The organism is Massilia sp. X63 (assembly GCF_041023745.1).
Classification (GTDB): Bacteria; Pseudomonadota; Gammaproteobacteria; order Burkholderiales; family Burkholderiaceae_D; genus Telluria.
The window spans coordinates 16012-42485 of the sequence record NZ_JBFTEF010000012.1; the positions used below are offsets into that span (position 1 = coordinate 16012).

Genomic DNA, 26474 nt, shown 5'->3' on the forward strand with positions numbered 1-26474 from the left:
CGGCTCCGGCCTGCGGGCGCCCCTCTTTTTCCACTCCGACCATGTCGATCGCGCTGACCGTCGTCATTGCGCCGTCGCGCCGCCTGCGCTGCCTGCTCGCCGGCTTCGGCGTTTCCCTGCTTGCGGCCGCCGGCGCCGCGGGCCTGCCTGCGTTCGTGGCCGATCCCGCCGTCGCAAGCTTCGCCGGCGGGCCCGCCGTGGCGGGCGCGCTGCTGTTCGCAGGCGCATGCGTGCTGCATGCCGCGCTGGTTCCTGCAACGGTGCATCGCATTGATATTTCTGGAGTCGGCCAGCTACGCCTGACGGTACAACAGGGGGAGCGGATGGACGCATGCGAGGCCCTGCCGGCGCGGCTTTTGCCGGGCTCGACGCTGTGGCCGCGGCTGATGCTGCTGCGCCTGGAAACGGCGCGCGGCCCGGCCGCGGACGAGGCGCCGAAGCGGCGCCTCGTCCGGTTTTGCGCGCGCATGCGTGTCCGCCGCGACGTCGTCTGCCGCAGCGTCGCCGTCCTGCCCGACAGTCTGCCGCCGGAGGCCTTGCGTGCCCTGGCGGTGGCGCTCGGCGGGGCCGGCGGGGCCGGCGGGGCCGGCGGCGCGACATCGACGACGCACAAAATACGTTGAACTTATTGCAGCGGGCCAACTCTTAAGCAGGAGGGCCGGTGCAGCCGATGGGGCATGGTCCGTGACGACAGAACGCGAAGGAGATCAGGTATTGGTGGAGCGCGTCCAGGCCGGCGACCGGGGCGCGTTCGACCTGCTCGTGGCCAAATACCAGCGCCGCCTGATGCGCCTGGTGTCGCGCCTCGTGCACGATCCGGCCGAAGCCGAAGACGTGGTGCAGGAGACCTTCATCAAGGCCTACCGCGCCCTGCGGCATTTCCGCGGCGATTCCGCCTTTTACACCTGGCTGTACCGCATCGGAATCAACACGGCTAAGAATTATCTGGTAACACAGGGCCGCCGCGCACCGACCTCGACCGAGGCCGATGCCGAGCGGGCAGAAGGATTCGACGACGCGGACAGCTTGCGCGACATAAACACACCCGAATCGGTGTTGGCGAGCAAGCAGATTGCGCACACGGTGAATGCGGCGATGGAAGCGCTGCCGCTGGAATTGCGAACGGCAATTGTTCTGCGAGAAATAGAAGGACTGAGCTACGAAGAAATCTCCGAGGTGATGGCGTGTCCGATAGGAACCGTACGCAGCCGGATTTTCCGCGCACGCGAAGTCATTGCCGAGAAATTGCGCCCATTGCTCGATTTCCCGGTTGACAAACGTCGGTAGGTGGCAGGATCGTACATAGGCAGGACAAATTGAACAGACCGACGGCGACGAGTTACCAGATGGACACGAATAAGAAGATACGCGAATACATATCGGCCTTCGCGGATGGCGAACTGCCCGACGCCGACCTCGAACTCGCGCTGGCAGCCCTGCGCGAGCCGGACGGACGGCAGGCATGGGATCTCTACCACCGGATCGGCGACGCGCTGCGCAGCGAGCCTGGGCAGGCCGAGCTCTCGCCCGGCTTCGCGGCGCGGCTGTCCGACCGGCTCGACGCCGAGCCACTGCCCCTGCGGCGCCATGTGGCGCGGGCGCCTTCTACGGCCGACGCGCTGGCAGCCATCGCGCCCACGGTCGTCGCGGGCGCCGACGCGCTGAACGGCAGCAAGCGGACAGGGCAGGCAGTGGCGCCGCATGACGGACCTGCCCCGGAAGCCGCGCCGGCCGTCGTCAAGCGCGTCTAGGCCGGCGCCGGTACTCCCGGGCGCAGCGCCGAGGGCCGCCATCGTTCGCTTTTCCAATGACGTGATATGCCCTGCATATCGACCTGCCTCATCTGATTCGTCCTGCATATCAGTCTCGCAGCGGGCCTATGCGACATCCGATTTTCCACCCTGCATCGAGCCGCTGTATCCTGTTGGCGGCGCGCGACAAAGCGCGTATTTTGGCTTACCATAAAGTCAATCTCAGCCTTCCGATCCCATGCCCATGACCTGCCAATTTCCCCGCGCATTGTCCCGTCGCTCCATCGGCCTGATCCTGTCGGCCCTGCTGGCCGCTGGCAGCGCCTTCCTCCCGTCTAGCGCCCTGGCGGCCGCGCCCGTCCAGACCCCGGTCGTAACCGGCCTGCCCGATTTTTCCGACCTGATCGACAAGGTCGGCCCGGCCGTGGTCAACATCCGCACCACCGAGCGCGTCACGCGCGGCCAGGGCGTGCCGGGCGACGAGGAGATGCAGGAATTCCTGCGCCGCTTCTTCGGCGGCCAGATCCCGCGCGGCGGCCGCGGCCAGGGTCGGCCGGGCGGGCAGGGCGGCGCGGAAGAGCAGGTCACGCGCGGCGTCGGTTCTGGCTTCATCATCTCGGCGGACGGCTTCGTCCTGACCAATGCCCACGTGGTCGAAGGCGCCGACGAAGTCACCGTCACGCTCACCGACCGCCGCGAGTTCAAGGCCAAGGTGCTGGGCGCCGACCGCCGCTCCGACGTTGCCCTGCTCAAGCTGTCGGCCAGCAACCTGCCTTACCTGCGCACTGGCGACTCGAGCAAGATCCGGGTCGGCGAATGGGTGGTGGCGATCGGCTCGCCCTTCAACCTCGACAACACCGTCACCGCCGGCATCATCTCGGCCAAGTCGCGCGACACCGGCGAATACCTGCCCCTGATCCAGTCCGACGTCGCGGTCAACCCGGGCAACTCGGGCGGTCCGCTGATCAACATGCGCGGCGAAGTCATCGGCATCAACTCGCAGATCGCCACCCTGTCCGGCGCCTACAACGGCATCTCCTTCGCGGTGCCGATCGACGAGGTGATGCGCGTGGCCGATCAGCTCAAGACCACCGGCAAGGTCACGCGCGGCCGCCTGGGCGTGCAGATCGCCGAAGTCACGCGCGACGTCGCCGAATCGCTGGGCCTGGGCAAGGCGCGCGGGGCCGAAGTCTCGATGGTCGAGGCCGGCGGTCCGGCCGAGAAGGGCGGCATCAAGGTCGGCGACATCATCCTGAAATTCAACGGCCAGCCGATCGAGACCACCCGCGACCTGCCGCGCCTGGTCGGCGCCGCCAAGGTCGGCAGCCGCGCCACCGTCACAGTCTGGCGCCGCGGCACCCAGCTCGACGTGCCGGTCACCATCGTCGAGCTGAAGGAAGAAAAAGCCGCGGCGGCCCGCCCGACGCCGAAGAAACCGACCCCGGGCGCCGCGCCGAACGCGCTGGGCCTGGTGGTGTCCGACATCACGCCGGCCCAGCGCGGCGAACTGGGCGTCGACAGCGGCGTGCTGGTCGAGGATGCCGACGGCAGCGCGGCCACGGCCGGCATCCGTCCGGGCGACGTGATCTCGCAGGTCGGCAATACCCCGGTGAGCAGCGCGGCCCAGTTCAATGCACTGGTCGCCAAGCTCGATCCGAAGAAGGCGGTGGCCCTGCTGGTGCGGCGCGAAGACGTGAGCCAGTACGTCGTCGTCAAGCCACGCCAATGAGCACGCCAATGAGCACGCCAATGAGCGCGCCAACGAGCACGCCAATGAGCCGGGTGATCCCGTTCACGCTCTACTCGCGCAGCTACTGCCACCTGTGCGAGGACATGCTGCAGGCCCTGCTGGCCTTGCAGCAGCCCGGCGAGCGCTTCGAGGTCGCGGTGGTCGACGTCGATGCCGAGCCAAGCCTGGTGGCGCGTTTCGACGAGCTGGTGCCGGTGCTGTTCGGCGATCCGGCCGGGGCCGAGCTGTGCCATTACTTCCTCGATCCGGGCGCCGCGCGCGGCTGGGCCGATGCCTTCGTCGTCGATGCTGCGTAGGGCGTCCGGCCCCGCCGGGCACGCTGCGCAAGCCCATATTTACCCGCGCTTAAGCTAAAACCCGGCTTTCTCCCCCTCGGCCAGCCCAAAACCGGGCTTTCCGGCGCGGAATCCGGTAAAATGCCGGGGTCGGAAAAGCGTCCGTCCCCTGCATACCTGAAGATGCCGCTTTCCATTCGCTTGATCGAGCGCTTCGGCCGGGGACCGGCATGCCCCCACGGAGCGCTTTTTTGCATGAGCACTGCGTTTTGCACCCTGTTGCCGTAGCCTGCCGCGCTGTCCGCGGCCTTTTTGGTTTTGAGCTTTGTTAATGAACAACATACGTAACTTCTCCATCATCGCCCACATCGACCACGGCAAATCGACGCTTGCCGACCGCATCATCCAGTTGTGCGGCGGCCTGTCGGAGCGCGAGATGGACGCGCAGGTGCTCGACTCGATGGACCTGGAGCGCGAGCGCGGCATCACCATCAAGGCCCAGACCGCGGCGCTGCAGTACAAGGCGCGCGACGGCCAGGTCTACAACCTGAACCTGATCGACACCCCGGGCCACGTCGACTTTTCCTACGAAGTCTCGCGTTCGCTGTCGGCCTGCGAAGGCGCGCTGCTGGTGGTCGACGCCAGCCAGGGCGTGGAAGCGCAAACGGTCGCCAACTGCTACACCGCGCTCGACCTGGGCGTGGAAGTGGTGCCGATCCTGAACAAGATCGACCTGCCGCACGCCGACCCGGACAACGCCAAGAAGGAAATCGAGGACGTGATCGGCATCGACGCCTCGGACGCGACGGTCTGCTCGGCCAAGACCGGCCTGGGCGTGGAAGACGTGCTGGAAACCCTGATCGCGAAAGTCCCGCCGCCCAAGGGCGACAAGGACGCGCCGCTGCAGGCCCTGATCGTCGACTCCTGGTACGACCCCTATGTGGGCGTCGTGATGCTGGTGCGCGTGGTCAACGGCACCCTGCGTCCGAAAGAAAAGATCCTGCTGATGGCGACCGGTTCGGTGAACCTGGTCGAAAGCATCGGTGTGTTCACGCCGCGTTCGGTCTCGCTGCCGGAACTGTCGGCAGGGCAGGTGGGCTTCATCATCGCCGGCATCAAGGAACTGACCGCCGCCAAGGTGGGCGACACCGTCACCCTGGCCGCCAAGCCGGCGCCGGAACCGCTGCCGGGCTTCAAGGAAGTCCAGCCGCAGGTGTTCGCCGGCCTGTTCCCGGTGGAAGCGAACCAGTACGACGCGCTGCGCGACTCGCTGGAAAAGCTGAAGCTGAACGACGCTGCCCTGATGTACGAGCCGGAAGTCTCGCAGGCGCTGGGCTTCGGCTTCCGCTGCGGCTTCCTGGGCCTGCTGCACATGGAAATCGTGCAGGAACGCCTCGAGCGCGAGTTCGACATGGACCTGATCACCACCGCGCCGACCGTGGTGTACGAGGTCGAGATGCGCGACGGCAGCATGATCCGCGTCGACAACCCGTCGAAGATGCCGGAACCGTCCAAGATCAACGAAGTGCGCGAACCGATCGTTGACGTCAACCTGTACATGCCGCAGGAGTATGTCGGCGCCGTGATGACCCTGTGTAACGGCAAGCGCGGCGTGCAGATGGACATGGCCTACCACGGCCGCCAGGTCAAGCTGCACTACGAGATCCCGATGGCGGAAATCGTGCTGGACTTCTTCGACCGCCTGAAGTCGACCTCGCGCGGCTACGCCTCGATGGACTACGAGTTCAAGGAATACCGCGCCGCCGACGTGGTCAAGGTCGACATGCTGATCAACAGCGAGAAGGTCGACGCGCTGGCGATCATCGTGCACCGCGCCAACGCGCCCTACCGCGGACGCCAGGTGGCGGCCAAGATGCGCGAACTGATCCCGCGCCAGATGTTCGACGTCGCCATCCAGGCCGCGATCGGCGCCACCATCATCTCGCGCGAGAACGTCAAGGCGCTGCGCAAGAACGTGCTGGCCAAGTGCTACGGCGGCGACATCTCGCGTAAGAAGAAGCTGCTGGAGAAACAAAAGGCCGGCAAGAAGCGCATGAAGCAGGTCGGTTCGGTGGAGATCCCGCAGGAAGCCTTCCTGGCCATCCTCCAGGTGGAAGAAAAATAAATGGATATGCAACCGATTCTGAGCAACTTTGCCCTGATCCTGTTTGTCCTGATGGTGGTCACCGGCGTGATCTGGTGCCTCGACGTGTTCGTGTTCGCCAAGCAGCGCCGCCGCGCCGCCGATGCCGCCCTGGCCGAGTACGATACGCGCACCAGCAAGCTGACCGCGGACGGGATCAAGGTCGACAGCGGCGACAGGCGCGCCGCCATCGAGCAGGCGCACCTGCGCCAGCCGACCTGGATCGAGTACTCGGGCAGCTTCTTCCCGGTGATCGCGCTGGTGTTCATCCTGCGCTCCTTCCTGTGGGAGCCGTTCAAGATCCCGTCCTCGTCGATGGTGCCGACCCTGCTGGTGGGCGACTTCATCCTGGTGAACAAGTACGCCTATGGCGTGCGCCTGCCGATCGTCAACAAGAAGGTGATCGAGGTCGCCGACCCGCAGCGCGGCGACGTGATGGTGTTTAAGTATCCGAAGGACATGAGCCAGGATTACATCAAGCGCGTCATCGGCGTCCCGGGCGACAAGATCACCTACGATAACAAGCGCCTGACCGTGAACGGCCAGCCGGTCCAGTACACCCCGCTGGACGACTACCTGGACGACCAGCACCCGGTCTACCACAAGCAGTTCATCGAGAACCTGCCCGGCAAGGACAGCGCGGTCGCACACCGCATCCTGAACACCGACGGCAAGCGTACCTTCGATATCGGCGCCGTGGAGAATTTCCCGCATCGTGAAGCCTGCGACTATTCGTACGACAAATTTACCTGTATCGTACCTCCAGGCAACTATTTCATGATGGGCGATAACCGCGACAACAGTGCCGACAGCCGCTATTGGGGCTTCGTACCGGACAAGAACATTGTTGGCAAGGCGATCGTCGTCTGGATGAACTTCGGCAATCCGAAGCGGATTGGCGGCATCCAGTAAACTGGAGATCCACATGCAGAAGCACACCTTCGCCCGTCAGTCCGGCATCTCGCTGACCGGCCTGATCCTGGTACTCGTCGTGCTCGGCGTCGCCGCCGTGTTCGCGCTCAAGCTGGTGCCGACCTACACCGAATACAGCGCGATCAAGGATGCAATCGTGCGCGCCAAGGAAGCTGGCGGCACGCCGCGCGAAATACAGGTAGCCTTCGACAAGAACGCCGGCATCAACAACGTCACCGCGATCCGCGGCCGCGACCTGACCATTACCCGTGAAGACGGCGAAACCCAGGTCAGCTTTGCCTATGAGAAGCGGGTGCCGCTGATGGGCAATGTCAGCCTGCTGATCGACTACGCGGGCACCACCGATCCGAGCGGCGTGGTGGCGGCCAAGGATGCCGGCCCTAGCCAGTAAGAAACACCGTCCGCTACGTGGGTAGCGGATGCACACAGACAGCACAATGAATCTACAGTTATTGCAAACACGCTTGGCTTACACGTTCCGGGACACCGGCCTGCTCCAGCAAGCCCTGACCCACCGTAGCCATAGCGCGCTGCATAACGAACGCCTGGAATTCCTGGGCGACTCGATCCTGAACTGCGTCGTGGCCTCGATCCTGTACGAGCGCTTCACCGGCCTGGACGAAGGCGACCTGTCGCGCGTGCGCGCCAACCTGGTCAAGCAGCAGACCCTGTTCGAGATCGCCCAGAGGCTCGAGCTGTCGCAGTTCCTGCGCCTGGGGGAGGGCGAACTGAAATCGGGGGGCTTCCGCCGTCCCTCGATCCTGGCCGATACCCTCGAGGCCCTGCTGGGCGCGATCTTCCTCGACAGCGGCTTCGACAGCGCGCGCGACGCGATCCGCGCCTTCTACATCCCGCTGCTCGATACGGTCGACCCGGCCACCCTGGGCAAGGATGCCAAGACCCTGTTGCAGGAATTTTTGCAGAGTAAGAAAATTTCGCTGCCGACCTATAACGTGGTGGCGACCCACGGCGCCGCCCACAGCCAGGAATTCGAGGTCGAGTGCCTGGTGCCCAAGCTGAACGTGCAGGTGTTCGGCCGCGGCGGCAGCCGCCGCGCCGGCGAACAGGCCGCCGCCCGGCTGGCGCTGGAGGCGGCCCAGCAGGCGCTGACCAAGACCCCGGCCGCCCGCAAGAGCAAACCGCGCGCCGCCCAGCTCAAGCTGGCGGGCATCGCCACCATCCAGTCGGATGGGGCCAACCAAGGCGGCCCGGCGCAACCGGAACAGACAGGAAGCAAATCAGCATGAGCACCACCAGCAACAACGACAGCCACGACAGCCACGACAACACCGAGATCGGCAATGCCGGCAGCGCGGACGGTTTCCGCTGCGGCTACATCGCCATCGTCGGCCGCCCGAACGTCGGCAAATCGACCCTGATGAACGTGCTGATCGGCGCGAAAGTGTCGATCACCTCGCGCAAGGCCCAGACCACGCGCCACCGCATCACCGGCATCCAGACCCGCGTTGATGCCCAGTTCATCTACGTCGACACGCCGGGCTTCCAGACCCGCCATGCGAACGCCCTCAACAAGACGCTGAACAAGACCGTCTCGAACACGCTCACCTCCTCGGACGTGATCCTGTTCCTGGTCGAAGCCGGCACCTTCGGCCCGGCCGACCAGCAGGTGCTCGACCTGCTGCCGAAGAACGTTCCGGTGGTGCTGGTCATCAATAAATCGGACCGGATCAAGGACAAGGCGGTCCTGATGCCCTTCGCCCAGAAGATTGCCGCGCTGCGCGACTTTACCGCCATCGTGCCGGTCTCGGCCAAGATGCGCTTCCAGGTCGACGCCCTGGAAAACGAGATCAAGCGCCACCTGCCGGAAAACCCGCCGATCTTCGGACCGGACGACATCACCGACCGCAGCGAGAAGTTCCTGGCCGCCGAGATCGTGCGCGAAAAAGTGTTCCGCCTGCTGGGCGACGAGCTGCCCTACACCAGCACGGTGATCATCGAGCAGTTCCAGCAGGAAGGTAATCTGCGCCGCATCTTCTGCGCCATCCTGGTCGAGCGCGACACCCATAAATCGATGATCATCGGTAACAAGGGTGCGCGCCTGAAAGAGATTTCGACCCAGTCGCGCCTGGACATGGAAAAGCTGTTCGGCGGCCCGGTGTACCTGGAGATCTGGGTCAAGGTCAAGTCCGGCTGGGCCGACAACGAAGCAGGCCTGCGCGCCTACGGCTACGAATAAACCGCCGGAGGCCGTCCCCAGCCGCATGCCCGATCAAGAACAACAAGACGACCTCATCGATACTCCGGAGACCCGGCCTGGCGCCGCGGCTCCGGCGGCGGCGAAGCGTAGCCGGCCGCGGGCAGGCGATACCCGCGTGAGCGGCCAGCCCGGCTTCGTCCTGCATAGCTATCCCTACAAGGAAACCAGCCTGATCGTGGACATGTTCACGCGCGACTTCGGCCGCGTGGGCGTGGTCGCGAAAGGCGCCAAGCGCCCGCTGTCGAAGCTGCGCGGGGTGCTGCAGACCTTCCAGCCGCTGTCGGTCTCGTTCAGCGGCAAATCCGAACTGCGCACCCTGATCGATGCCGAATGGGTGGGCGGCATGCTGCCGCTGGAAAAGACTGCGCTGCTGTGCGGCTTCTACCTGAACGAGCTGCTGGTCAAGCTGATCGCGCGCGACGACAAGCATCCGGCCCTGTTCGACCACTACGTCTCCACCCTCAACCAGCTGGCCCATGGCGAACCGCCGCCGATCGTCTTGCGAAAGTTCGAACGGGCCTTACTTAAGGAAACAGGGGTGGCCGCCGACCTGGGGCGCAGCACCGTTACGCGCGCCCCGGTGGACCCGGCCGGCGACTACGTGGTGGACCCGGAAAAGGGGCCGCGCGAAGCGCTGCCGAGCGACGCCTGGCCGGTGGTGAGCGGCAAGACCCTGCTCGACATGGAGCGCGAGGCCTACGGCGACCCGGTGACGCAGGCGCAGAGCAAGCAGCTGATGCGCTTCCTGCTGGCGCACCACCTGGGCGGCGCGCCGCTCAACACGCGCCAGATTTTGATCGACCTGATGCAGTTATAGATTTTACGAGAGAGTACAGATGAGCTTCCTGCAACCGGCCGGTTCGGTGATCGACCTCGGCGTCAACATCGACCACATCGCCACCGTGCGCAACGCCCGCGGCACCAGCTACCCGGACCCGATCCGCGGCGCGCTGCTGGCCGAGCAGGCCGGCGCCGACCTGATCACCCTGCACCTGCGCGAAGACCGCCGCCACATCAAGGATGCCGACGTGCTGGCGCTGCGCCCGCAACTGGCCACCCGCATGAACCTGGAAGCCGCCGTCACGCGCGAGATGATCGACTTCGCCTGCCGGGTCAAGCCGCAGGACGTCTGCCTGGTGCCGGAGCGGCGCGAGGAAGTCACCACCGAAGGCGGCCTCGACGTGATCCGCTACTACAAGGAAGTGGAAGCGGCGGTGCAGCAGCTCAAGGGCGAAGGCATCCGCGTCTCGCTGTTCATCGACGCCGACGAAGCCCAGATCGAGGCCGCCGCCGCCGTCGGCGCGACCGTGATCGAGCTGCACACCGGGCGCTATGCCGAAGCCGAAGGCGAGGAAGCGCTGCGCGAGATCGAGCGCATCAAGCTCGGCGTGCATGCCGGCGCCAGGCGCGGCCTGCGCGTGAACGCCGGCCACGGCCTGCACTACACCAACGTGCAGCCGATCGCGGCAATCGCCGACATCCACGAGCTGAACATCGGCCACGCGATCGTCGCCCACGCCCTGTTCGTGGGCTGGGAGAACGCGGTGCGCGAAATGAAAGCGATCATGGTGGCGGCGCGCCTCGGTACCCGCTACGGGACTTGAAAAAGGGGAGGGCGGCATGATCTACGGCATCGGCACCGACATCGTCCAGATCTCCCGTGTCGAGGCGGCCCTGCTGCGCAGCGGCCCGCGCTTCGCCGAGAAGATCCTCGGCCCGCAGGAGCTGGCAAAATACCATGCGCGCAGCGCCAAGAACGCGACGCGCGGCCTGCGCTTCCTGGCCACCCGTTTTTCGGCCAAGGAAGCGTTCTCGAAGGCGATCGGGCTGGGCATGCGCATGCCCATGACCTGGCGCTCGATGCAGCTGCTGAACGCTCCGAGCGGCAAGCCGGAGATCGTCTGCAGCGGCGCCCTCCAACAATTCATGCAAGAGCACCGGCTCAGCGCCCAGGTGACGATCAGCGACGAAGCCGACTACGGGGTCGCCTTCGTCATCGTCACCCAGGCGCCGGGCGACACATTGGCAGAGTGATGTCCGAAGCAAAACCCGAAGACCAGCAGGAACCGAAGCAGGATCGCCAGGCGCCCGCGCACGTCGCCGAAGCCCGGGGCGCCTATGCGGCCACCCCCGCGGGCGTGGGCGCGGCCATGCCGGCCCCGGCGCCGGTGTCCGTCCCCGCGGACAAGCCGGCGCGCACCCGCAAGCCCAAGGCCGCCGCCGGGGCCGATGCCTCAGCGGCGCCGCGCCCGCGTCCGGACGGCTGGCAGGCCGTCAAGGAAGAACTCAAGGCGACCCTGCAGGACGACGCGCGCGAGCCGGTCAAGCCCAGCGAGGCGGCGCGCGAGCAGGTCCTGGCCACCGTCGCCAAGCTGCCGGCGCTGCCGGGCGTGTACCGCTATTTCGACGCCAACGGCAACGTGCTCTACGTCGGCAAGGCGCGCAACCTCAAGAACCGGGTGTCGAGCTACTTCCAGAAGACCCTGTCGAGCCCGCGCATCGCGATGATGGTGGGGCAGATCGCCCGGCTGGAAACCACGGTGACCAACAGCGAGGCGGAAGCGCTGATCCTGGAAAACAACCTGATCAAGTCGCTCAAGCCGCGCTACAACATCCTGTTCCGCGACGATAAAAGCTACCCCTACATCAAGATCTCCGGCGGGGAAGCGCCGCGCCTGGGCTATTACCGCGGCGCGCTCGACAAGAAGAACCAGTACTTCGGTCCCTTCCCGTCGGCCTGGGCGGCCAAGGAATCGATCCAGCTGCTGCAGAAGGTGTTCATGCTGCGCACCTGCGAGGACAGCGTGTATGCGAACCGTACGCGCCCCTGCCTGCTGCACCAGATCGGCCGCTGCAGCGCGCCCTGCGTCGACCTGGTGGCGCCGGAGGACTACCAGCGCGACGTCGACAACGCCGCGCGCTTCCTGCGCGGACGCCAGAGCGAGGTGCTTGCCGACCTCGAGCAGAAGATGCAGGCCTATGCGATGGAGCTGAAGTTCGAGCAGGCCGCCAGCGTGCGCAACCAGATCCAGGCCCTGTCGAAAGTGCTGCACGCGCAGAGCATGGAGACCGTGGGCGACGCCGACGTCGACGTGATCGCCGTGGTGGTGCAGGGCGGGCGCGCCTGCGTCAACCTGGCGATGGTGCGCGGCGGGCGCCACCTGGGCGACCGCGCCTACTTCCCGACCCATGTCGGCGAGTCGCTGGGCGAATGCCCGATCGAGGTCGAGGTGCTGTGCGCCTTCCTGGCCCAGCACTACGCGGGCCAGTTCATCCCCGGCACGCTGATCCTGAACATCGAGTTCGACCAGCCGGAGCTGATGGTGGCGCTGGCCGAGCAGTGCGGCCACCGCATCAACCTGATCTTCCAGCCGCAGGGACAGCGCCGCCAATGGCTGGAACTGGCCTGCAAGAACGCCGAGATCTCGCTGGCGCGCCTGCTGTCGGAGCAGGGCTCGCAGCAGGCGCGCACGCGCGCGCTGGCCGAGGTGCTGAACCTGGACGCCGAGACGCTCGACGAGCTGCGCATCGAGTGCTTCGACATCAGCCACACGGCGGGCGAGGCGACCCAGGCCTCGTGCGTGGTGTTCCACCACCACCAGATGCAGAACGGCGAGTACCGCCGCTTCAACATCAACGGCATCACGCCGGGCGACGACTACGCCGCCATGCGCCAGGTGCTGCAGCGGCGCTACGAGAAGGTGGCGGGCGGCGAGGGCGTCATGCCCGACATCGTGCTGGTCGACGGCGGCAAGGGCCAGGTCGAGATGGCGCGCCAGGTGTTCGAAGAACTGGGCCTGGACGTTGCGATGATCGTCGGCGTGGCCAAGGGGGAGGGGCGCCGCGTCGGCCTCGAGACCTTGATCTTCGCCGACGGACGCGCGCCCCAGGAACTGGGCAAGGAGTCGGCGGCCCTGATGCTGGTAGCCATGATCCGCGACGAGGCGCACCGCTTCGCCATCACCGGCATGCGCGCCAAGCGCGCCAAGGCCCGCCAGGCTTCGCGCCTGGAAGAGATCGAGGGCATCGGCGCCAAGCGCCGCCAGCGCCTGCTGGCCCGCTTCGGCGGCCTGCGCGGCGTGATCGACGCCAGCGTGGAAGACCTGATGACGGTGGAGGGTATCTCGAGCACGCTGGCGGAAGAGATCTATCGCCAGCTGCACTGAGCAGCGAACCGGGGCGCATGCCCCGGTTCTGTTTTGGGCGGCGCATACAGACGAGTTGCCTAGTCCAATTTGCAATACCCATGTAGACTGTCGGCGCAAACTTCATTCCCGTCATCAGTGCTTTCTCCATGCCCTTTAACATCCCGATTCTCCTCACCTGGCTACGCGTCGCGCTGATCCCCCTGGTTGTAGGCGTCTTCTACCTTCCGACCCACTGGCTGCCGCTGGCCGACCGCAACCTGGCGGCGACCCTGGTCTTCATCGTCGCCGCCGTGACCGACTGGTTCGACGGTTTCCTGGCGCGCCGCTGGAACCAGACTTCGGCCTTCGGCGCCTTCCTCGATCCGGTCGCCGACAAGCTGATGGTGGCCGGCGCGCTGCTGGTGCTGGTGCAGCTGGACCGCGTGAACGCCATCATCGCCTTCATCATCATCGGCCGCGAGATCACCATTTCGGCGCTGCGCGAATGGATGGCCCAGATCGGCGCCACCAAGTCGGTGGCGGTCAGTTCGCTCGGCAAGATCAAGACCGCGGCCCAGATGACCGCGATCCCGATGCTGCTGTTCCATGACGTGATCCTCGGCATCGACACCCACTACTGGGGCGAGTACTTCCTGTGGGTGGCCGGCGTGCTGACGGTCTGGTCGATGTTCTACTACCTGCGCCGCGCCTGGCCGCTCATCAAGGAGAAGGCGGGAAGCTTGTAACCGCTTTGGCATGGAACTTGTAAGAAATGTTCAGTGTCATCCTTGACGTACGGAATAGAATCTCTATAATGCCTGCCTGTTGCGACAACAACGCAGCAGAATGAAGACAAAGCGGGAGTAGCTCAGTTGGTAGAGCGCAACCTTGCCAAGGTTGAGGTCGAGAGTTCGAGACTCTTCTCCCGCTCCAGGTTCTTCAAGGTGTCGAATCGAAACACGATTCAGCAATCTTGAAAAACTGTCAAAGTTCTGACATAATCGTTGTTCTGTACGCGGGAGTAGCTCAGTTGGTAGAGCGCAACCTTGCCAAGGTTGAGGTCGAGAGTTCGAGACTCTTCTCCCGCTCCAGTTTGCCTTGCGGCGGATTGGTCGACAGGCGGTGTAAGTAGTAAAACTCCATGCGGGAGTAGCTCAGTTGGTAGAGCGCAACCTTGCCAAGGTTGAGGTCGAGAGTTCGAGACTCTTCTCCCGCTCCAAAGGTTTTACGATCGTTGTACTCCATATGCGGGAGTAGCTCAGTTGGTAGAGCGCAACCTTGCCAAGGTTGAGGTCGAGAGTTCGAGACTCTTCTCCCGCTCCAAATTCAGAGAAGACATTCCTTCTCGGTTGATACGGCACATAACCGGCCGGGTCAGCTTTCCCAAGATTACCTCTGGCGAGGTAGCAAAGCGGTTATGCAGCGGCCTGCAAAGCCGTCTAGACGGGTTCGACTCCCGTCCTCGCCTCCAGAAATCCAAGACGTGGCCCGAATCGGGCTGGTTCACGAAAAGGTGAAGCCTCCCGGCACGGGAGGCGCACCTCGTAGTGAAATGGCCATCTGGCCGTCATCTCCAGATGCAGGCTTCGAGAGATCTTAGCCATGGCATCCATCAAACAGACCCCATCCGGTGCATTCCAGCTGTGCGTCAAGAACAAGCTTCTTCCGAAGACCTCGTGGGCGACGTTCGACGCGCGTGACGCCGCTGAACAGTAAGGTGCGCAGCTAGCGCGCTTGAAACCGCAATGCGCATGCGCGAGTGCTACACCTTGCACATCGACTCAATCAGCATCCAGAAGCGGACTATTCATCCGGAGAGTTCGACGAGCAGTGAGACACGGCAGGTACCACTCTCGTCCCTAGCGCGTGAACTACTCCACAGCTTTTTCCGCGAGCACCGATGCCAGATCGCCGCAGGTAATGGCTGGTTTTTCAGTCAGTGGGACGGCGACCTTGCTATTCCTGCCTTTGATTGCACGACGGTCGAGGTCTCGCGCCGCTTCCGCACTGCGTTCGATGTCCAGATCAGGGCCGTGTACAGAGCTTGCATTGTCCAGTTTTCGACTAGGCCAGCGTATAAGCATCTGCGCAAGGTCCGGGCCTGCACTTTTTGCTGCCTCATCGACTCGTTCGCGACACGATATGCAGACTTCCCGATGCCGTTGACTACGAGCCAGGGGGGATGGAGCGCAAGCAGAAGAATGCCGTAAGCGCCCGGTAGCGGCGCGCCGACCACCATAGTCTCCTATCACTCGATCAGGCTTCGCGTGCGCGAAGCTTCGACGTTGGCCTTGCACCGTGGACCAACGCCTCCGCCGAGCATCGGTAATCTTGATACCACGCATCGAAACGTCCGATTTGTAGGGGCTCGATGCGGTCGGTACATTACGACATCACCTATGCGGAATCCGCCATGGGGCCGGCCGCCCAACGCGATCGGTGCATCGCGAAGCGCAGCGCCGTCATATCGAATCGGTATGGGTAATCCAAATAACAAGGAGACAACAATGAAAACGTCAACCGAGGACTGGGGAGGTCGCGCTGCGCTGATGGTAGCGCATTGTGCAGGCATGGTGGACCTCGTTGCGCTGCCGGTGTGGGTCGGTGTACTCATCAGCGGTTATGGTCTGGATCCCCAGCGGGCAGGTGGGCTTGCGACCTTGTTCCTGATCGGTGCGGTATGTGCCAGCCTGTTTGTTGCACCGCGCTCGACCCGGCTGCCTGCCCGCGCCATCGCGGTAACGGGTTTCGCCATCGCTGCAGTCGCATTCGGTGCGGTGGGATTGGTCGACGCTTATGCACTGATGGCCGTCTTGCACCTCGTCGCCGGCGTGGCGGCCGCAAGCGCCTTGAGCGTGACCCATGCGACGATCGGCGGCAGCAGCAATCCACACCGTCTGTTCGCGATCGTCGGCTTCGCGTTGGGCATCCTCGGTATCCTGTTCATGGGCGGCGTACCCCAGATCGTCGCGGTCGCGGGCGCGCCTGCGCTGTTCTGGTGCTTTGCCGGCATCATGGCCTTCGCTGCCTGCGTTGCCGCTATCGGATTTCCAGAGTCCCGTTCGGCTCACGCCACCGCGCACCGGCCGGCGGGCCGCTTGCCACGTGCGGTCTGGCTCCTTGCCATCGGGGTGAGCTGTATGGCCCTGGTACAGGCGATGATGTTCGCTTTCGTCGAGCGCATCGGGGCCGACCGCAGTTTTGGCGCCACGGCCGTGGCGGGCGTGCTGATTGCGCTCGGCTTCGTCAACCTCATGCCGGCGCCGCTTGCCGCCTTGCTGCAGAAACGCCTCAATCCACGCACGGTGCTGGTGTGCGGCCCCATCGTGCAAGTGCTGCTGGCCTTGCTGATGACGCAGAGCCAGAGCTTCGTTCCTTACGCGGTAGGCGCAATGTTCTTCGCCGCCGTGATGATCTTCACCCATACCTTCGCCTTCGGCCTGCTTGCAAGGCTCGACCCAAGCGGCCGCGCGGTCGGAGCGACACCGGCCATGCTGATGATCGGCGCGGCGATCGGTCCGATCCTGGGCGGAACCGTGGTCAAGCTGGCGGGCTACCAGAGCCTGGGCTTTGCGACCCTCCTGATCGCTGCCTGCGCCGTGGCTTGTTTCATGCCGGGCCGGGCCGTCAAACCTGCGCTCTCGCAATCCTGAGCACGCGCTGACCCGAAGCCCTTCTGCCCTCGCCGATCATCCCGGCGGGCGCTTTTCACATCAGGGCGAGGAGGTATCGGCGGGGCCGATGGAAGCCATCGAAAGTCTCCAGTTCTCCTTCACCAGGCATCGCTATACCATCAAACCATAATAAATCGGCATCGTAATGCCAGTACAAGTTGGAGACCCTACCCATGCATTCCCGCGATTAACGCAGCATCCGCTTCATGCCCGTCTCATGTCGGGCGCTTCCAATCGAACCATCCCGCACAGGCGCGCCTCGGCAGCGCCAGGGGATGGCTTTGCCTAACTTATTTGCAGGGACGGTGGTATGAACCTGAATGTTTCAAGCCTGTACTCCAGGGCAGCACTGCTGGCGGCGCTGATGCCGGCCGCCGCTGCCGCTGCGCCCGAAGCGGCTGTACTGGCGCGGCCCGCGCTGAAAACCGAACGGATACACAGCCGCAGTTTCCTGGCGCTGGCCATGGCCGGCAAGCGCCTGGTCGCTGTGGGCGAGCGCGGCCTGGTCGCGCTGTCCGATGACGGTGGCGGCAGCTGGCGCCAGGCTAGCACGCCTGTCAGCACAACCCTGACCAGCGTCAGTTTCGTCGATGGCCGCCTGGGCTGGGCGGCAGGGCACGCGGGCACCATCCTGCATACCGCCGACGGCGGCGCGAGCTGGACCGTGCAGGCCGACGGGCGTCGCATCGCCCGGCTGGTGCAAGCCTCGGTGCCGACCCTGGACGCCGGCGCAGCGGCGGGCATGGCAGTCGTTGCCGCGCAGCTGCTTGCCGACGGTCCGGACAAGCCCTTTCTCGACATCCAGTTCAGCGACGCACGAAACGGCCTGGCGGTCGGGGCCTACGGGCTGGCGGTCAGGACCGCCGATGGTGGCCGTAGCTGGCAGTCCTTCATGCACCAGATCCCGAATCCGAAAGGCCTGCACCTGTATGCCGTGCGGATGACGGGGGATGCGGTCTGGCTGGCGGGCGAGCAGGGCTATGTTGCCCGTTCGGCCGGCGTCGGCCGCGACTTCCAGCGCATCGAGACGCCTTACCGCGGCAGCTATTTCGCACTGGCGGCAAACGGCAGCGGGGTCGTGCTGGCGGGGCTGAAGGGCAACGCCTTTCGTGTCAGCCAGGACGGCGCCGGCTTCACCCGCATCGAAGGCGCGCCGCCGGTGTCCTTCAGCGGCGTGACGAGGCTGAAGGACGGCAGATTCGCCTTCACCAACCAGGCCGGCCAGGTGCTGCTGTCGTCCCCTGACGGCGCACGCCTGAAGGCATTGCAGGCGCCGCCGCGCGCGCCGCTGAGTGCAGTCGTGGAGTCGGACGGCGGCCGCCTGGTGCTGGCCGGCGCAGGCGGCCTCGAGATCGTCGGACAGGATGTCACGCGCAACGGAGGCCGGCCATGAACGACGCCACCCCGGCTTCCCGCCACGACCCGATTCCCGACCTCGCGCACTTCGACCGCCAGTCCGGCTCCTGGGCGGAACGGCTGCTATTCAACCACCGCGCGGTGGTCGTGGCGCTGTGCGCGGCGCTGACGGCGCTGCTGGCCTGGACCGCGATGGGTCTGCGCTTGAACGCCAGCTTCGAGGACATGATTCCGAAAAGCCATCCCTACATCGCCAACTACCTGAAGAACAAGCAGGATCTGGCGGGCCTCGGCAACGCGGTGCGCATCGCGGTGGTGGCCAAGGGCGGCAGCATCTACGACCCGGCCTACCTGGAGACGCTCCAGCGCGTCAGTGACGAGGTGTTCCTGCTTCCCGGCGTCGACCGTGCGGCCATGAAGTCGCTGTGGACCCCATCCACCCGCTGGGTTGGAGTGACCGAGGACGGCATGGATGGCGGCCCGGTGATCCCGAACGACTACGACGGCTCGCCCGCCAGCATCGAGCAGGTGCGCATGAACGTGCAGCGCTCCGGACAGGTCGGCCAGCTGGTGGCGCGCGACGGCAAGTCCAGCATCATCTACGTGTCGCTGCTCGCCGCCGACCCGGAAACCGGCAAGGCACTGGACTATGCCGTCTTCTCCGAGCGGCTGGAGCAGATACGCGCGCGCCATGGGGCGCAAAACGTCGACATCCACATCGTCGGCTTCGCCAAGGTGGTCGGGGATTTGATCAAAGGCATTCGCCTGATCCTCCTGTTCTTTGCGGTGGCCATCCTGATCGCCACCGCCATGCTGTACTGGTACACCCGTTGCGTGCGCAGCACCCTGCTGGTGGTGCTGTGCTCCTGCGTGGCGGTGGTGTGGCAGCTCGGCCTGCTGCCCCTGCTCGGCTATTCGCTCGATCCCTACTCGGTGCTGGTACCTTTCCTCGTGTTCGCCATCGGCATGAGCCACGGCGCCCAGAAGATGAACGGCATCATGCAGGACGTCGCCCGCGGCGCGCACCGCATCATCGCGGCGCGCTTTACTTTCCGCCGCCTGTTCCTGGCCGGGCTGACGGCCCTCCTGTGCGACGCGGTCGGCTTCGCGGTGCTCATGATTATCGATATCAAGGTGATCCAGGACCTCGCCGTCGTAGCCAGCATCGGCGTGGGCGCACTGATCTTCACTAACCTGATCCTGTTGCCGATCCTCCTGTCCTACATTGGGGTGAGCGCAAAGGCGGCGCAGCGCAGCCTCGGCCAGGGCGGCGAGGCTGCCGGCACGCTGTGGCGGCTGCTCGGGAAGTTCACGCAACGTCGCTGGGCCGCGCCGACCGTCGTCCTGGCCTTGCTGATGGGAGTGGCCGGCTACGCCGCCAGCCTGCACCTGAAGATCGGCGACCTCGACCCGGGCGCACCGGAGCTGCGCGCCGACTCGCGCTACAACCGCGACAACGCCTACGTGGTCGGCCATTACGCAGCCAGCAGCGACGTGTTCGCCGTCATGGTGCGCACGCCCGAAGGCCAGTGCGCCGCCTACGACACCCTGATGCGGGTCGATGCGCTGGAGTGGCGTCTGGCGCAACTGCCGGGGGTCGACTCCACCAATTCGATGGCCTTGCTGAACCGCCGCGTGATCACCGGACTCAACGAAGGCAACTTGAAGTGGTATGAGCTGCTACAGAACCAGAGCTCGCTGAACATGGTCACGGCGGGCGCCCCGCGCGGCCTGTACAACGATTCCTGCAACCTGCTGACGCTGTACGTCTACCTGCGCGACCACAAGGCGGACACGCTCGCGCGGGTGGTGGAGGAGGTCGAGCGCTTCGCAGCCGCCAACAATACGGCTGAGGTGCAGTTCCAGCTGGCGGCAGGGAATGCCGGTATCGAGGCCGCCACCAATATCGTGGTGAAAGACGCCAGCCGGGCCATGCTGGTCTGGGTCTACGGCGCCGTCGTGCTGTTGTGCCTGGTCACGTTCCGCTCGTGGCGCGCGGTGTTGTGCGCCGTGCTTCCGCTGGTGCTCACCTCGATCCTGTGCGAAGCCTTGATGGTTGCCCTGGACATCGGCGTCAAGGTCGCCACGCTGCCCGTGATCGCCCTGGGCGTGGGCATCGGCATCGATTATGCCTTGTATGTGATGAGCATCATGCTGGCGCGCCTGCGCGCCGGCGACAGCCTCGACCAGGCCTACCGCGAAGCCCTGCACTTCACGGGAAAGGTGGTGCTGCTGACCGGTGTGACGCTCGCGGTCGGCGTGTTCACCTGGATCCTGTCACCCATCAAGTTTCAGGCCGATATGGGCCTCCTACTGGCGTTCATGTTCCTCTGGAACATGGTAGGCGCACTGGTGCTGTTGCCGGCGCTGGCCCGCTACCTCTTGCCGGAAGCGCAGCAGGCAAAGGGGGCAGCTGCCCCCGCGACGCCGGGCGAGGCGGTCGGCATCAGCGTCACGCCTGTACTCACCAGCCCCCAATAGCAGCACCCACACCCACCAATAACAAGGGAGACACCATGAACCAATCCAGGCCGACACCAGGCAAATCCGGACCGCCGCGGCGCTCAGCCATCGCAGGGGCGGTGCTTGCCGTCCTCGCCGGGGCAGCAGCGTCGGCGGCGCATGCAGCGCCGGTCGAGACCGACAATCCTGATCTCAGGATCCGCTTCGACAATACGGTCAAGTACAGCCAGGCCTACCGGCTGCGGGATGCATCGCCCGGCCTGGCCAGCTGTGCGATCTGCCTCAACCAGAACGACGGCGACAACAATTTCGGCAAGGGCATGGTGTCGAACCGCATCGATCTGCTCAGTGAGTTCGATGTCACCTACCAGAACGTCGGCCTGCGTATGAGCGGGGCAGCCTGGTACGACGCGAAGTACCGCTCGTCCAACGACAATAACACCTTCACTGCCAACCACCTGCCGCGAAATCAGTTTCCGGAGGTGACCCGCAAGCTGCTCGGGAAGAAGGCGGAGCTGCTGGATGCCTTCGTGTTCGGCAAAGCGAGCTTGGGCGACATGCAGGCCAGCTTCCGTCTCGGACGCCATACCCTGCTGTGGGGCGAGAGCCTGTTTTACGGCGCCAATGGCATCGCCGGCGGCCAGGCGCCGATCGATCTGGTCAAGCTGCTCAGCGTCCCGAATGCGCAGTTCAAGGAAACCGCCATGCCGACCGGGAAGCTGTCCGGGCAGGTGCAGGTGAACGAAGACCTGTCGCTGGGCGCCTATTACCAGTATGACTGGCGCAAGACACGGATGATGCCGGTGGGCGGCTACCTCTCTTCCTCCGACGCGATGGGCGATGGCGCCGAACGCATCATCGCCGGCAATCCGGCGCTACCGAATCCGCCGGCTTTCGCCGCGCTGCCAGAGCAGGAGCCGAAACAAGGGGGGCAGTACGGCCTGCAGCTACGCATGCGAGCACCGGCTGTCGATACCGATTTCGGCTTCTATGCCACCCGTTACCATGCGACCACGCCCTCGAACATCTACAACACCCTGACCGGTTTCCCGCCGGCGCCGCGGCCCTCGGCCTTCCAGTGGACCTACGCGGAAAACATCCGCGCCTACGGCGCCAGTTTCGCGAAGGCGATCGGCGAGGTGTCCCTGAGCGGTGAGGTGTCGGTGCGGCGCAATTCGCCCCTGTCCAGCTCTGGGCAATCCATCCTCAGCAGCATCGGCGTCAACGTCGGCCTGAACAACAACAGCAAGCCGGGATATGCGATCGGCGAAACCGCGCACGCGCAGCTGTCCTGGCTGGCCAGCCTGGGACCTTCCTTCATCTCGCGCGAAGCCTCCTTCCTGGGCGAGATCGCCTGGAACCGCATCACCTCGGTCACGCGCAATGCCGGCATGCTCAATCCGAACGCGGACCGCTCGGCGACCGCCTTGCGGATGGTGTTCTCGCCCACCTACCGGCAGCTGTTCCCTGGGGTCGACCTCAGCGTGCCGGTCGGGGTGAGCCACACGCGCGGCCGTTCGGGGGCGCTGGGACCTGGCTTCGGCGTGCATCGCGGCGGCGACGTGAACCTGGGCGTTTCCGCGATCTACCTGAACGGCTGGACCCTGGCCGCCAACTACACGCACTTCTATGGCCCGGAAGGTCCGACCCTGGACGGCGCCAACAATGCGCAGTTCAAGCAGGCATTGCGCGACCGCGACTACATCTCTCTTTCGATCCGTAACACATTCTGACCAGGAGCACACATGCACCACATCCACACGAAGACGTTCACGATGCGCCTGATGCCGGGGTTCTGCCTGGCGATGGCGTTCGGCGTTCATGGACTGGCCTATGCGGGCGTGACCGCGGAAGAGGCGGCCCAGTTGAAGACCACCCTGACGCCGATGGGGGCGGAACGGGCCGGGAACAAGGAAGGTACGATCCCGGCCTGGACCGGCGGCCATACCACCCCAGTCCCCGGCTTCAAGAACGGCGGGCGCCGCGGTGATCCCTTTGCCAGCGACAAGCCGCTGTTCCAGATTACGGCCAAGAATATGGAGCAGTATGCCGACAAGCTGACCGACGGCACCAAGGCGCTGCTGAAGAAGTTCCCGAACAGCTACCGGGTCGACGTCTACACTACCCGTCGCACTGCCGCCGCGCCGCAGTGGGTGTATGACAATACCTTCAAGAACGCCACCAACGCCAAACTCGACGGGGACACCGTGAGCGGCGCTTACGGCGGCATTCCTTTCCCGATTCCGAAAAGCGGCTGGGAGGTGATGTCCAACCACCTGCTGCACTGGCGCGGCGAGGCCTGGCAGCAGGACTTCCGACAGTTCCTCACCACCTCCGACGGAAAGCGCGTGCTGTCCAGCGAAGGGCAGGGTACCTACCAGATGCCATACTACTTCAAGGACGGCGCCGACAAGTTCAAGAACAATAATTACTGGATGCTGCGCCTGGTGACTGCGGCACCCGCGATCCGTGCCGGTGAAGCGATCACCGGTTCGGAAAACCTGGATCCGGACAAGAGCCAGGCCTGGGTCTACCTGACCGGGCAGCGGCGCACCCGCAAGCTGCCGAACGCCTGCTGCGACACCCCGACACCTGCCTCGGCCGGGGTGATGAGCTTCGACGAGATCGACGTCTGGGGCGGGCGTGGCGATCGCTTCGACTGGAAGATCGTCGGCAAGAAGGAAATGTATATCCCCTATAACGCGAACGGCCTGTTTACGCCGAAGAGCGACGCCGAGATATTCGGTCCCAATCACCTGAACCCTGACCATGTGCGCTGGGAACTGCACCGCGTGTGGGTGGTCGAGGCTACGCTCAGGCAGGGCAAGCGCCACCAGGCGCCGCGCTCGCGCTACTACGTGGACGAGGACACCTGGGTGGCCGTGCTGGGTGACCGCTGGGACGCCAAGGGCCAGTTGTGGAAGACCTTGTGGTCGCATCCGGTCGTGATGCCGGACCTGCCGGCCACCACTCCGCCGCAGCAGTTCGGCTTCAATGACCTGATCAGCGGCGCCTGGTACATGAGCGGGGTGGTGAACGAGAAGAACATCCATTACCGCATCATCGGCCGCCAGCCGGAGGCGAGCTTTACCGGCGACGCGCTGGCAGGAGAGGGCGTGCGCTAGCGCCGGTCGTTCAGGCCTGGCCTGCACCCGGCAAGGCCAGCGGCGCCCGGCTTTGCGCATTGTTTTCGCGTACCAGCTTGGTCAGCAGCGCCATGAAGCGACGCTGCTCGGCCGGGCTCAAGGGCGCAAGAAGGCGCTCGCGTAGCCGCAGGGCGCCGGCTTCCATGGCTTCCAGCAGCCGTGTGCCGCACGGCGTGATGGTCAGCGCACGCTGGCGCCGGTTATGCGGAATCACGCGCCGCTCCAGCAAACCCTTTTCTTCGAGCCGTGCGCACACGGTAGCGCCGGTCGAGGTATCGATCGCGGCCAGGCCGGCCAGCGACACCTGGTCGATCCCCGGATGCAGCGCCAGCTGGCCGAGGATCGCATACTGCACCGGCGTCAGCTCGTCGCCCAGTTCATCGTAGAAGAGCGAGACCGAAATCTGCTGGGCGCGGCGCAGCAGGTGGCCCGGGTGTTCGTGAAGGTCGAGCATCGCGCGGTGCTGAAGGTCGTGTGTCGGATCGGTCGGCATGATTGGAAAGCGTGATAGGTCGTATCGTCGAAAACGATGAGCGCGAAGTTTACTTCGCCGCTCAAAGCAAGGATACTTTTCAAACATTCAGTGTACTGAATATTTGCCCGATCACAAAGAAACAAGGGAGGAGACAAGCATGTTCCCGAAAAACGCATGGTACGTCGCATGCACCCCGGACGAAATCGCGGGCAAGCCGCTGGGCCGGCAGATCTGCGGCGAGAAGATCGTGTTCTACCGCGGCCAGGGCGGCAAGGTGGCTGCAGTCGAGGATTTCTGTCCGCACCGGGGCGCGCCGCTTTCGCTCGGATTCGTCCGCGACGGCAACCTGGTCTGCGGCTACCATGGCCTCGCGATGGGATGCGAAGGCAAGACGATCAGCATGCCGGGCCAGCGCGTCCGCGGTTTCCCCTGCATCCGCAGCTATCCGGTCGAAGAACGTTATGGCTTCATCTGGGTCTGGACCGGCGACGAGAAGCTGGCCGATCCTGCTGCGATCCACCATCTCGAATGGGCCGACAACCCGGAATGGGCCTATGGTGGCGGGCTGTACCACATCAACTGCGATTACCGCCTCATGGTCGATAACCTGATGGACCTCACCCATGAAACCTATGTCCATGCATCGAGCATCGGACAAAAGGAGATCGACGAGTCGCCGGTCACGACCAGGGTCGAAGGCGAGCAGGTGGTGACCAGCCGCTTCATGGAAAATATCGGCGCACCGCCGTTCTGGCGCGGCGCCTTGAGAGCCAACGGGCTGGCGGACGACGTGCCGGTGGACCGCTGGCAAATTTGCCGTTTCAATGCCCCGAGCCACGTGATGATCGAGGTCGGGGTGGCCCATGCCGGCAAGGGCGGCTACGACGCAGACCCGGCGCACAAGGTGTCGAGTATCGTGGTGGACTTCATCACGCCCGAGACCGAGACTTCGCACTGGTATTTCTGGGGCATGGCGCGCAAATTCAGGCCCGATGATGCGGAGCTGACCAAGATGATCCGCGAAGGACAAGGCAGGATATTCGGCGAAGACCGCGCAATGCTCGAGCTCCAGCAACAGAACATCCTGCGTCATCCCGAGCGCAAGCTCCTGATGCTGAACATCGACGCCGGCGGCGTGCAATCGCGCCGGATCATCGACCGGTGGCTGGCGCTGGAAGGCGCCGTCGGGGAGTCGGCATGAGCACATGCATGAGCACCTTCGAGGTCCGGGTCGCGGCCAAGGTATGCGAGGCCGAAGGCATCTGCAGCTACGAACTGGTGCGCCTCGACGGTGGGGCGCTGCCGCCGTTCGAAGCGGGCGCCCACATCGACGTGCATATCGGCGACAGCTACGTGCGCCAGTATTCGCTGTGCAATGCACCGCATGAGACGCGGCGCTACCTGATCGGCGTCCTGCGCGACGCCGGCTCGCGCGGCGGCTCCCTGGCGATGCACGACGCGGTGCATGCCGGTTCGGTGCTGACGATCGGCGCACCCAGGAACCATTTCCCCCTGGTGGATGCCGTGCACACGCTCTTGATCGCCGGCGGGATCGGTGTCACGCCGATCCTGGCGATGGCCGAGGCGCTGGCGTCGAAGGGAGCCGCGTTCGAGATGCACTACTGCGCACGTTCGCCGCAGCACGCGGCATTCCGCGACCGCATCGCCGCATCGGGCTTCTGCCAACAGGTGCATTTTCATTATGACAATGGTAGCGCGGCGCAGAAGCTCGACCTGCCCACCCTGCTGGCTGCGCCGCTGGACCAGCATTTGTATGTGTGCGGGCCGGCAGGCTTCATCGACTACGTGCTGGCATCGGCACGCGCGCATGGCTGGCCCGACGCGCAACTGCACGTCGAATATTTTGCGGGCGCGATCGTCGACACCGCCGGCGACCAGCCCTTCGACGTGAAGCTCGCCTCGACCGGACAGCTGCTGACGGTACCGGCAGGGCGCTCGGTCATCCAGGTGCTGGCGGAGCAGGGCATCGAGGTGCCGTATTCATGTGAAGAAGGTGTTTGCGGGACCTGCCTGACCCGCGTGCTGGACGGCGTGCCGGACCATCGCGACCTGTACCTGACCGACGAGGAACATGCCGCGAACGACCAGTTCACGCCTTGCTGTTCGCGCGCCAGGACCAAGCTGCTCGTTCTGGACCTCTAG

23 protein-coding genes, 5 tRNA genes and 1 pseudogene are annotated in these 26474 nt (G+C 65.0%); 28 read left to right on the top strand and 1 reads right to left on the bottom strand.

The window, feature by feature from the left end:
* Positions 1–41 precede the first annotated feature (41 nt).
* The 26 genes and pseudogenes from AB3347_RS20160 (at position 42) to AB3347_RS20285 (ending at position 23815) form a co-directional block, all read left to right on the top strand.
* Positions 42–623, top strand: coding sequence for a hypothetical protein (locus tag AB3347_RS20160; RefSeq protein WP_369093505.1), 582 nt, complete (start codon positions 42–44; stop codon positions 621–623).
* Positions 624–684: 61 nt separating this feature from the next.
* Positions 685–1287, top strand: coding sequence for an RNA polymerase sigma factor RpoE (gene rpoE / locus AB3347_RS20165; protein WP_369093506.1), 603 nt, complete (start codon positions 685–687; stop codon positions 1285–1287).
* A 59-nt stretch (positions 1288–1346) separates the two neighbouring features.
* Complete coding sequence (locus AB3347_RS20170) at positions 1347–1751, top strand: sigma-E factor negative regulatory protein (RefSeq protein WP_369093507.1); 405 nt, start codon at positions 1347–1349, stop codon at positions 1749–1751.
* Between the two features lie 268 nt (positions 1752–2019).
* Positions 2020–3480: a DegQ family serine endoprotease gene (locus AB3347_RS20175; protein WP_369093508.1), complete on the top strand. Its 1461-nt coding sequence runs from the start codon at positions 2020–2022 to the stop codon at positions 3478–3480.
* Positions 3481–3500: 20 nt separating this feature from the next.
* A complete protein-coding gene (locus tag AB3347_RS20180; protein ID WP_369093509.1) occupies positions 3501–3797 on the top strand; it encodes a glutaredoxin family protein in 297 nt (98 codons plus the stop codon).
* 310 nt (positions 3798–4107) lie between these two features.
* Entirely contained in the window at positions 4108–5901 is a 1794-nt protein-coding gene (gene lepA / locus AB3347_RS20185) for a translation elongation factor 4 (RefSeq protein WP_369093510.1), read from the top strand.
* Positions 5902–6831 (top strand): signal peptidase I, encoded by a 930-nt coding sequence (lepB, locus tag AB3347_RS20190; protein WP_369093511.1) that lies wholly within the window; start codon positions 5902–5904, stop codon positions 6829–6831. It abuts the gene before it with no gap.
* A 13-nt stretch (positions 6832–6844) separates the two neighbouring features.
* Entirely contained in the window at positions 6845–7243 is a 399-nt protein-coding gene (locus AB3347_RS20195; RefSeq protein ID WP_369093512.1) for a DUF4845 domain-containing protein, read from the top strand.
* 73 nt (positions 7244–7316) lie between these two features.
* A complete protein-coding gene (gene rnc, locus AB3347_RS20200; protein WP_369093513.1) occupies positions 7317–8099 on the top strand; it encodes a ribonuclease III in 783 nt (260 codons plus the stop codon).
* Positions 8096–9049 (top strand): GTPase Era, encoded by a 954-nt coding sequence (gene era / locus AB3347_RS20205; RefSeq protein WP_369093514.1) that lies wholly within the window; start codon positions 8096–8098, stop codon positions 9047–9049. Before rnc ends, era begins: the two co-directional genes overlap by 4 nt.
* 25 nt (positions 9050–9074) lie before the next feature.
* Entirely contained in the window at positions 9075–9887 is an 813-nt protein-coding gene (gene recO / locus AB3347_RS20210) for a DNA repair protein RecO (protein ID WP_369093515.1), read from the top strand.
* A 19-nt stretch (positions 9888–9906) separates the two neighbouring features.
* On the top strand, positions 9907–10674 hold the full coding sequence (locus AB3347_RS20215) for a pyridoxine 5'-phosphate synthase (RefSeq protein ID WP_369093516.1): 768 nt from the start codon (positions 9907–9909) through the stop codon (positions 10672–10674).
* A 16-nt stretch (positions 10675–10690) separates the two neighbouring features.
* Positions 10691–11104, top strand: coding sequence for a holo-ACP synthase (gene acpS, locus AB3347_RS20220; RefSeq protein WP_369093517.1), 414 nt, complete (start codon positions 10691–10693; stop codon positions 11102–11104).
* Positions 11104–13236: an excinuclease ABC subunit UvrC gene (gene uvrC / locus AB3347_RS20225; RefSeq protein ID WP_369093518.1), complete on the top strand. Its 2133-nt coding sequence runs from the start codon at positions 11104–11106 to the stop codon at positions 13234–13236. The genes acpS and uvrC overlap by 1 nt, the downstream gene beginning before the upstream one ends.
* Positions 13237–13364: 128 nt before the next feature.
* The gene (pgsA, locus tag AB3347_RS20230) at positions 13365–13943 is read left to right on the top strand and encodes a CDP-diacylglycerol--glycerol-3-phosphate 3-phosphatidyltransferase (protein WP_369093519.1); all 579 of its coding nucleotides are present in this window, start codon (positions 13365–13367) and stop codon (positions 13941–13943) included.
* Between the two features lie 111 nt (positions 13944–14054).
* A tRNA-Gly gene (locus AB3347_RS20235) sits at positions 14055–14130 on the top strand.
* Between the two features lie 82 nt (positions 14131–14212).
* Positions 14213–14288, top strand: a tRNA-Gly gene (locus AB3347_RS20240).
* Between the two features lie 52 nt (positions 14289–14340).
* A tRNA-Gly gene (locus AB3347_RS20245) sits at positions 14341–14416 on the top strand.
* A 28-nt stretch (positions 14417–14444) separates the two neighbouring features.
* Positions 14445–14520: transfer RNA gene (locus AB3347_RS20250), tRNA-Gly, on the top strand.
* A 74-nt stretch (positions 14521–14594) separates the two neighbouring features.
* Positions 14595–14668, top strand: a tRNA-Cys gene (locus AB3347_RS20255).
* A 271-nt stretch (positions 14669–14939) separates the two neighbouring features.
* Positions 14940–15407: pseudogene (locus tag AB3347_RS20260) on the top strand (hypothetical protein); the annotation flags it as partial.
* Between the two features lie 297 nt (positions 15408–15704).
* Positions 15705–16850 (top strand): MFS transporter, encoded by a 1146-nt coding sequence (locus AB3347_RS20265; RefSeq protein ID WP_369093520.1) that lies wholly within the window; start codon positions 15705–15707, stop codon positions 16848–16850.
* A 331-nt stretch (positions 16851–17181) separates the two neighbouring features.
* A complete protein-coding gene (locus tag AB3347_RS20270) occupies positions 17182–18264 on the top strand; it encodes a YCF48-related protein (protein ID WP_369093521.1) in 1083 nt (360 codons plus the stop codon).
* Positions 18261–20708 carry an RND family transporter gene (locus AB3347_RS20275; protein ID WP_369093522.1) on the top strand — a complete coding sequence of 816 codons (2448 nt, stop codon included), beginning with the start codon at positions 18261–18263 and terminating at the stop codon, positions 20706–20708. Before AB3347_RS20270 ends, AB3347_RS20275 begins: the two co-directional genes overlap by 4 nt.
* A gap of 35 nt (positions 20709–20743) precedes the next feature.
* Positions 20744–22423 (top strand): DUF1302 domain-containing protein, encoded by a 1680-nt coding sequence (locus tag AB3347_RS20280; RefSeq protein ID WP_369093523.1) that lies wholly within the window; start codon positions 20744–20746, stop codon positions 22421–22423.
* Between the two features lie 12 nt (positions 22424–22435).
* Complete coding sequence (locus tag AB3347_RS20285) at positions 22436–23815, top strand: DUF1329 domain-containing protein (RefSeq protein ID WP_369093524.1); 1380 nt, start codon at positions 22436–22438, stop codon at positions 23813–23815.
* 10 nt (positions 23816–23825) lie between these two features.
* Here the strand turns inward: AB3347_RS20285 and AB3347_RS20290 are convergent, their stop codons facing one another.
* Positions 23826–24290, bottom strand: coding sequence for a MarR family winged helix-turn-helix transcriptional regulator (locus AB3347_RS20290; RefSeq protein ID WP_369093525.1), 465 nt, complete (start codon positions 24288–24290; stop codon positions 23826–23828).
* A 178-nt stretch (positions 24291–24468) separates the two neighbouring features.
* Here AB3347_RS20290 and AB3347_RS20295 point away from each other — a divergent pair, with 178 nt between their 5' ends.
* Together AB3347_RS20295 and AB3347_RS20300 are read left to right on the top strand one after the other, a co-directional pair.
* Positions 24469–25512: a Rieske 2Fe-2S domain-containing protein gene (locus tag AB3347_RS20295; RefSeq protein WP_369093526.1), complete on the top strand. Its 1044-nt coding sequence runs from the start codon at positions 24469–24471 to the stop codon at positions 25510–25512.
* A gap of 8 nt (positions 25513–25520) precedes the next feature.
* Positions 25521–26474, top strand: coding sequence for a 2Fe-2S iron-sulfur cluster-binding protein (locus AB3347_RS20300; RefSeq protein WP_369093527.1), 954 nt, complete (start codon positions 25521–25523; stop codon positions 26472–26474).

Coding starts and splice junctions, on each gene's coding strand:
- AB3347_RS20280 (WP_369093523.1), top strand. CDS start 20,744: ATGAACCAATCCAGGCCGACACCAGGCAAATCCGGACCGCCGCGGCGC.
- lepA (WP_369093510.1), top strand. CDS start 4,108: ATGAACAACATACGTAACTTCTCCATCATCGCCCACATCGACCACGGC.
- AB3347_RS20300 (WP_369093527.1), top strand. CDS start 25,521: ATGAGCACCTTCGAGGTCCGGGTCGCGGCCAAGGTATGCGAGGCCGAA.
- AB3347_RS20270 (WP_369093521.1), top strand. CDS start 17,182: ATGAACCTGAATGTTTCAAGCCTGTACTCCAGGGCAGCACTGCTGGCG.
- AB3347_RS20295 (WP_369093526.1), top strand. CDS start 24,469: ATGTTCCCGAAAAACGCATGGTACGTCGCATGCACCCCGGACGAAATC.
- era (WP_369093514.1), top strand. CDS start 8,096: ATGAGCACCACCAGCAACAACGACAGCCACGACAGCCACGACAACACC.
- acpS (WP_369093517.1), top strand. CDS start 10,691: ATGATCTACGGCATCGGCACCGACATCGTCCAGATCTCCCGTGTCGAG.
- uvrC (WP_369093518.1), top strand. CDS start 11,104: ATGTCCGAAGCAAAACCCGAAGACCAGCAGGAACCGAAGCAGGATCGC.
- AB3347_RS20195 (WP_369093512.1), top strand. CDS start 6,845: ATGCAGAAGCACACCTTCGCCCGTCAGTCCGGCATCTCGCTGACCGGC.
- AB3347_RS20265 (WP_369093520.1), top strand. CDS start 15,705: ATGAAAACGTCAACCGAGGACTGGGGAGGTCGCGCTGCGCTGATGGTA.
- recO (WP_369093515.1), top strand. CDS start 9,075: ATGCCCGATCAAGAACAACAAGACGACCTCATCGATACTCCGGAGACC.
- AB3347_RS20180 (WP_369093509.1), top strand. CDS start 3,501: ATGAGCGCGCCAACGAGCACGCCAATGAGCCGGGTGATCCCGTTCACG.
- AB3347_RS20285 (WP_369093524.1), top strand. CDS start 22,436: ATGCACCACATCCACACGAAGACGTTCACGATGCGCCTGATGCCGGGG.
- AB3347_RS20215 (WP_369093516.1), top strand. CDS start 9,907: ATGAGCTTCCTGCAACCGGCCGGTTCGGTGATCGACCTCGGCGTCAAC.
- AB3347_RS20160 (WP_369093505.1), top strand. CDS start 42: ATGTCGATCGCGCTGACCGTCGTCATTGCGCCGTCGCGCCGCCTGCGC.
- AB3347_RS20170 (WP_369093507.1), top strand. CDS start 1,347: ATGGACACGAATAAGAAGATACGCGAATACATATCGGCCTTCGCGGAT.
- AB3347_RS20275 (WP_369093522.1), top strand. CDS start 18,261: ATGAACGACGCCACCCCGGCTTCCCGCCACGACCCGATTCCCGACCTC.
- AB3347_RS20290 (WP_369093525.1), bottom strand. CDS start 24,290: ATGCTCGACCTTCACGAACACCCGGGCCACCTGCTGCGCCGCGCCCAG.
- lepB (WP_369093511.1), top strand. CDS start 5,902: ATGGATATGCAACCGATTCTGAGCAACTTTGCCCTGATCCTGTTTGTC.
- pgsA (WP_369093519.1), top strand. CDS start 13,365: ATGCCCTTTAACATCCCGATTCTCCTCACCTGGCTACGCGTCGCGCTG.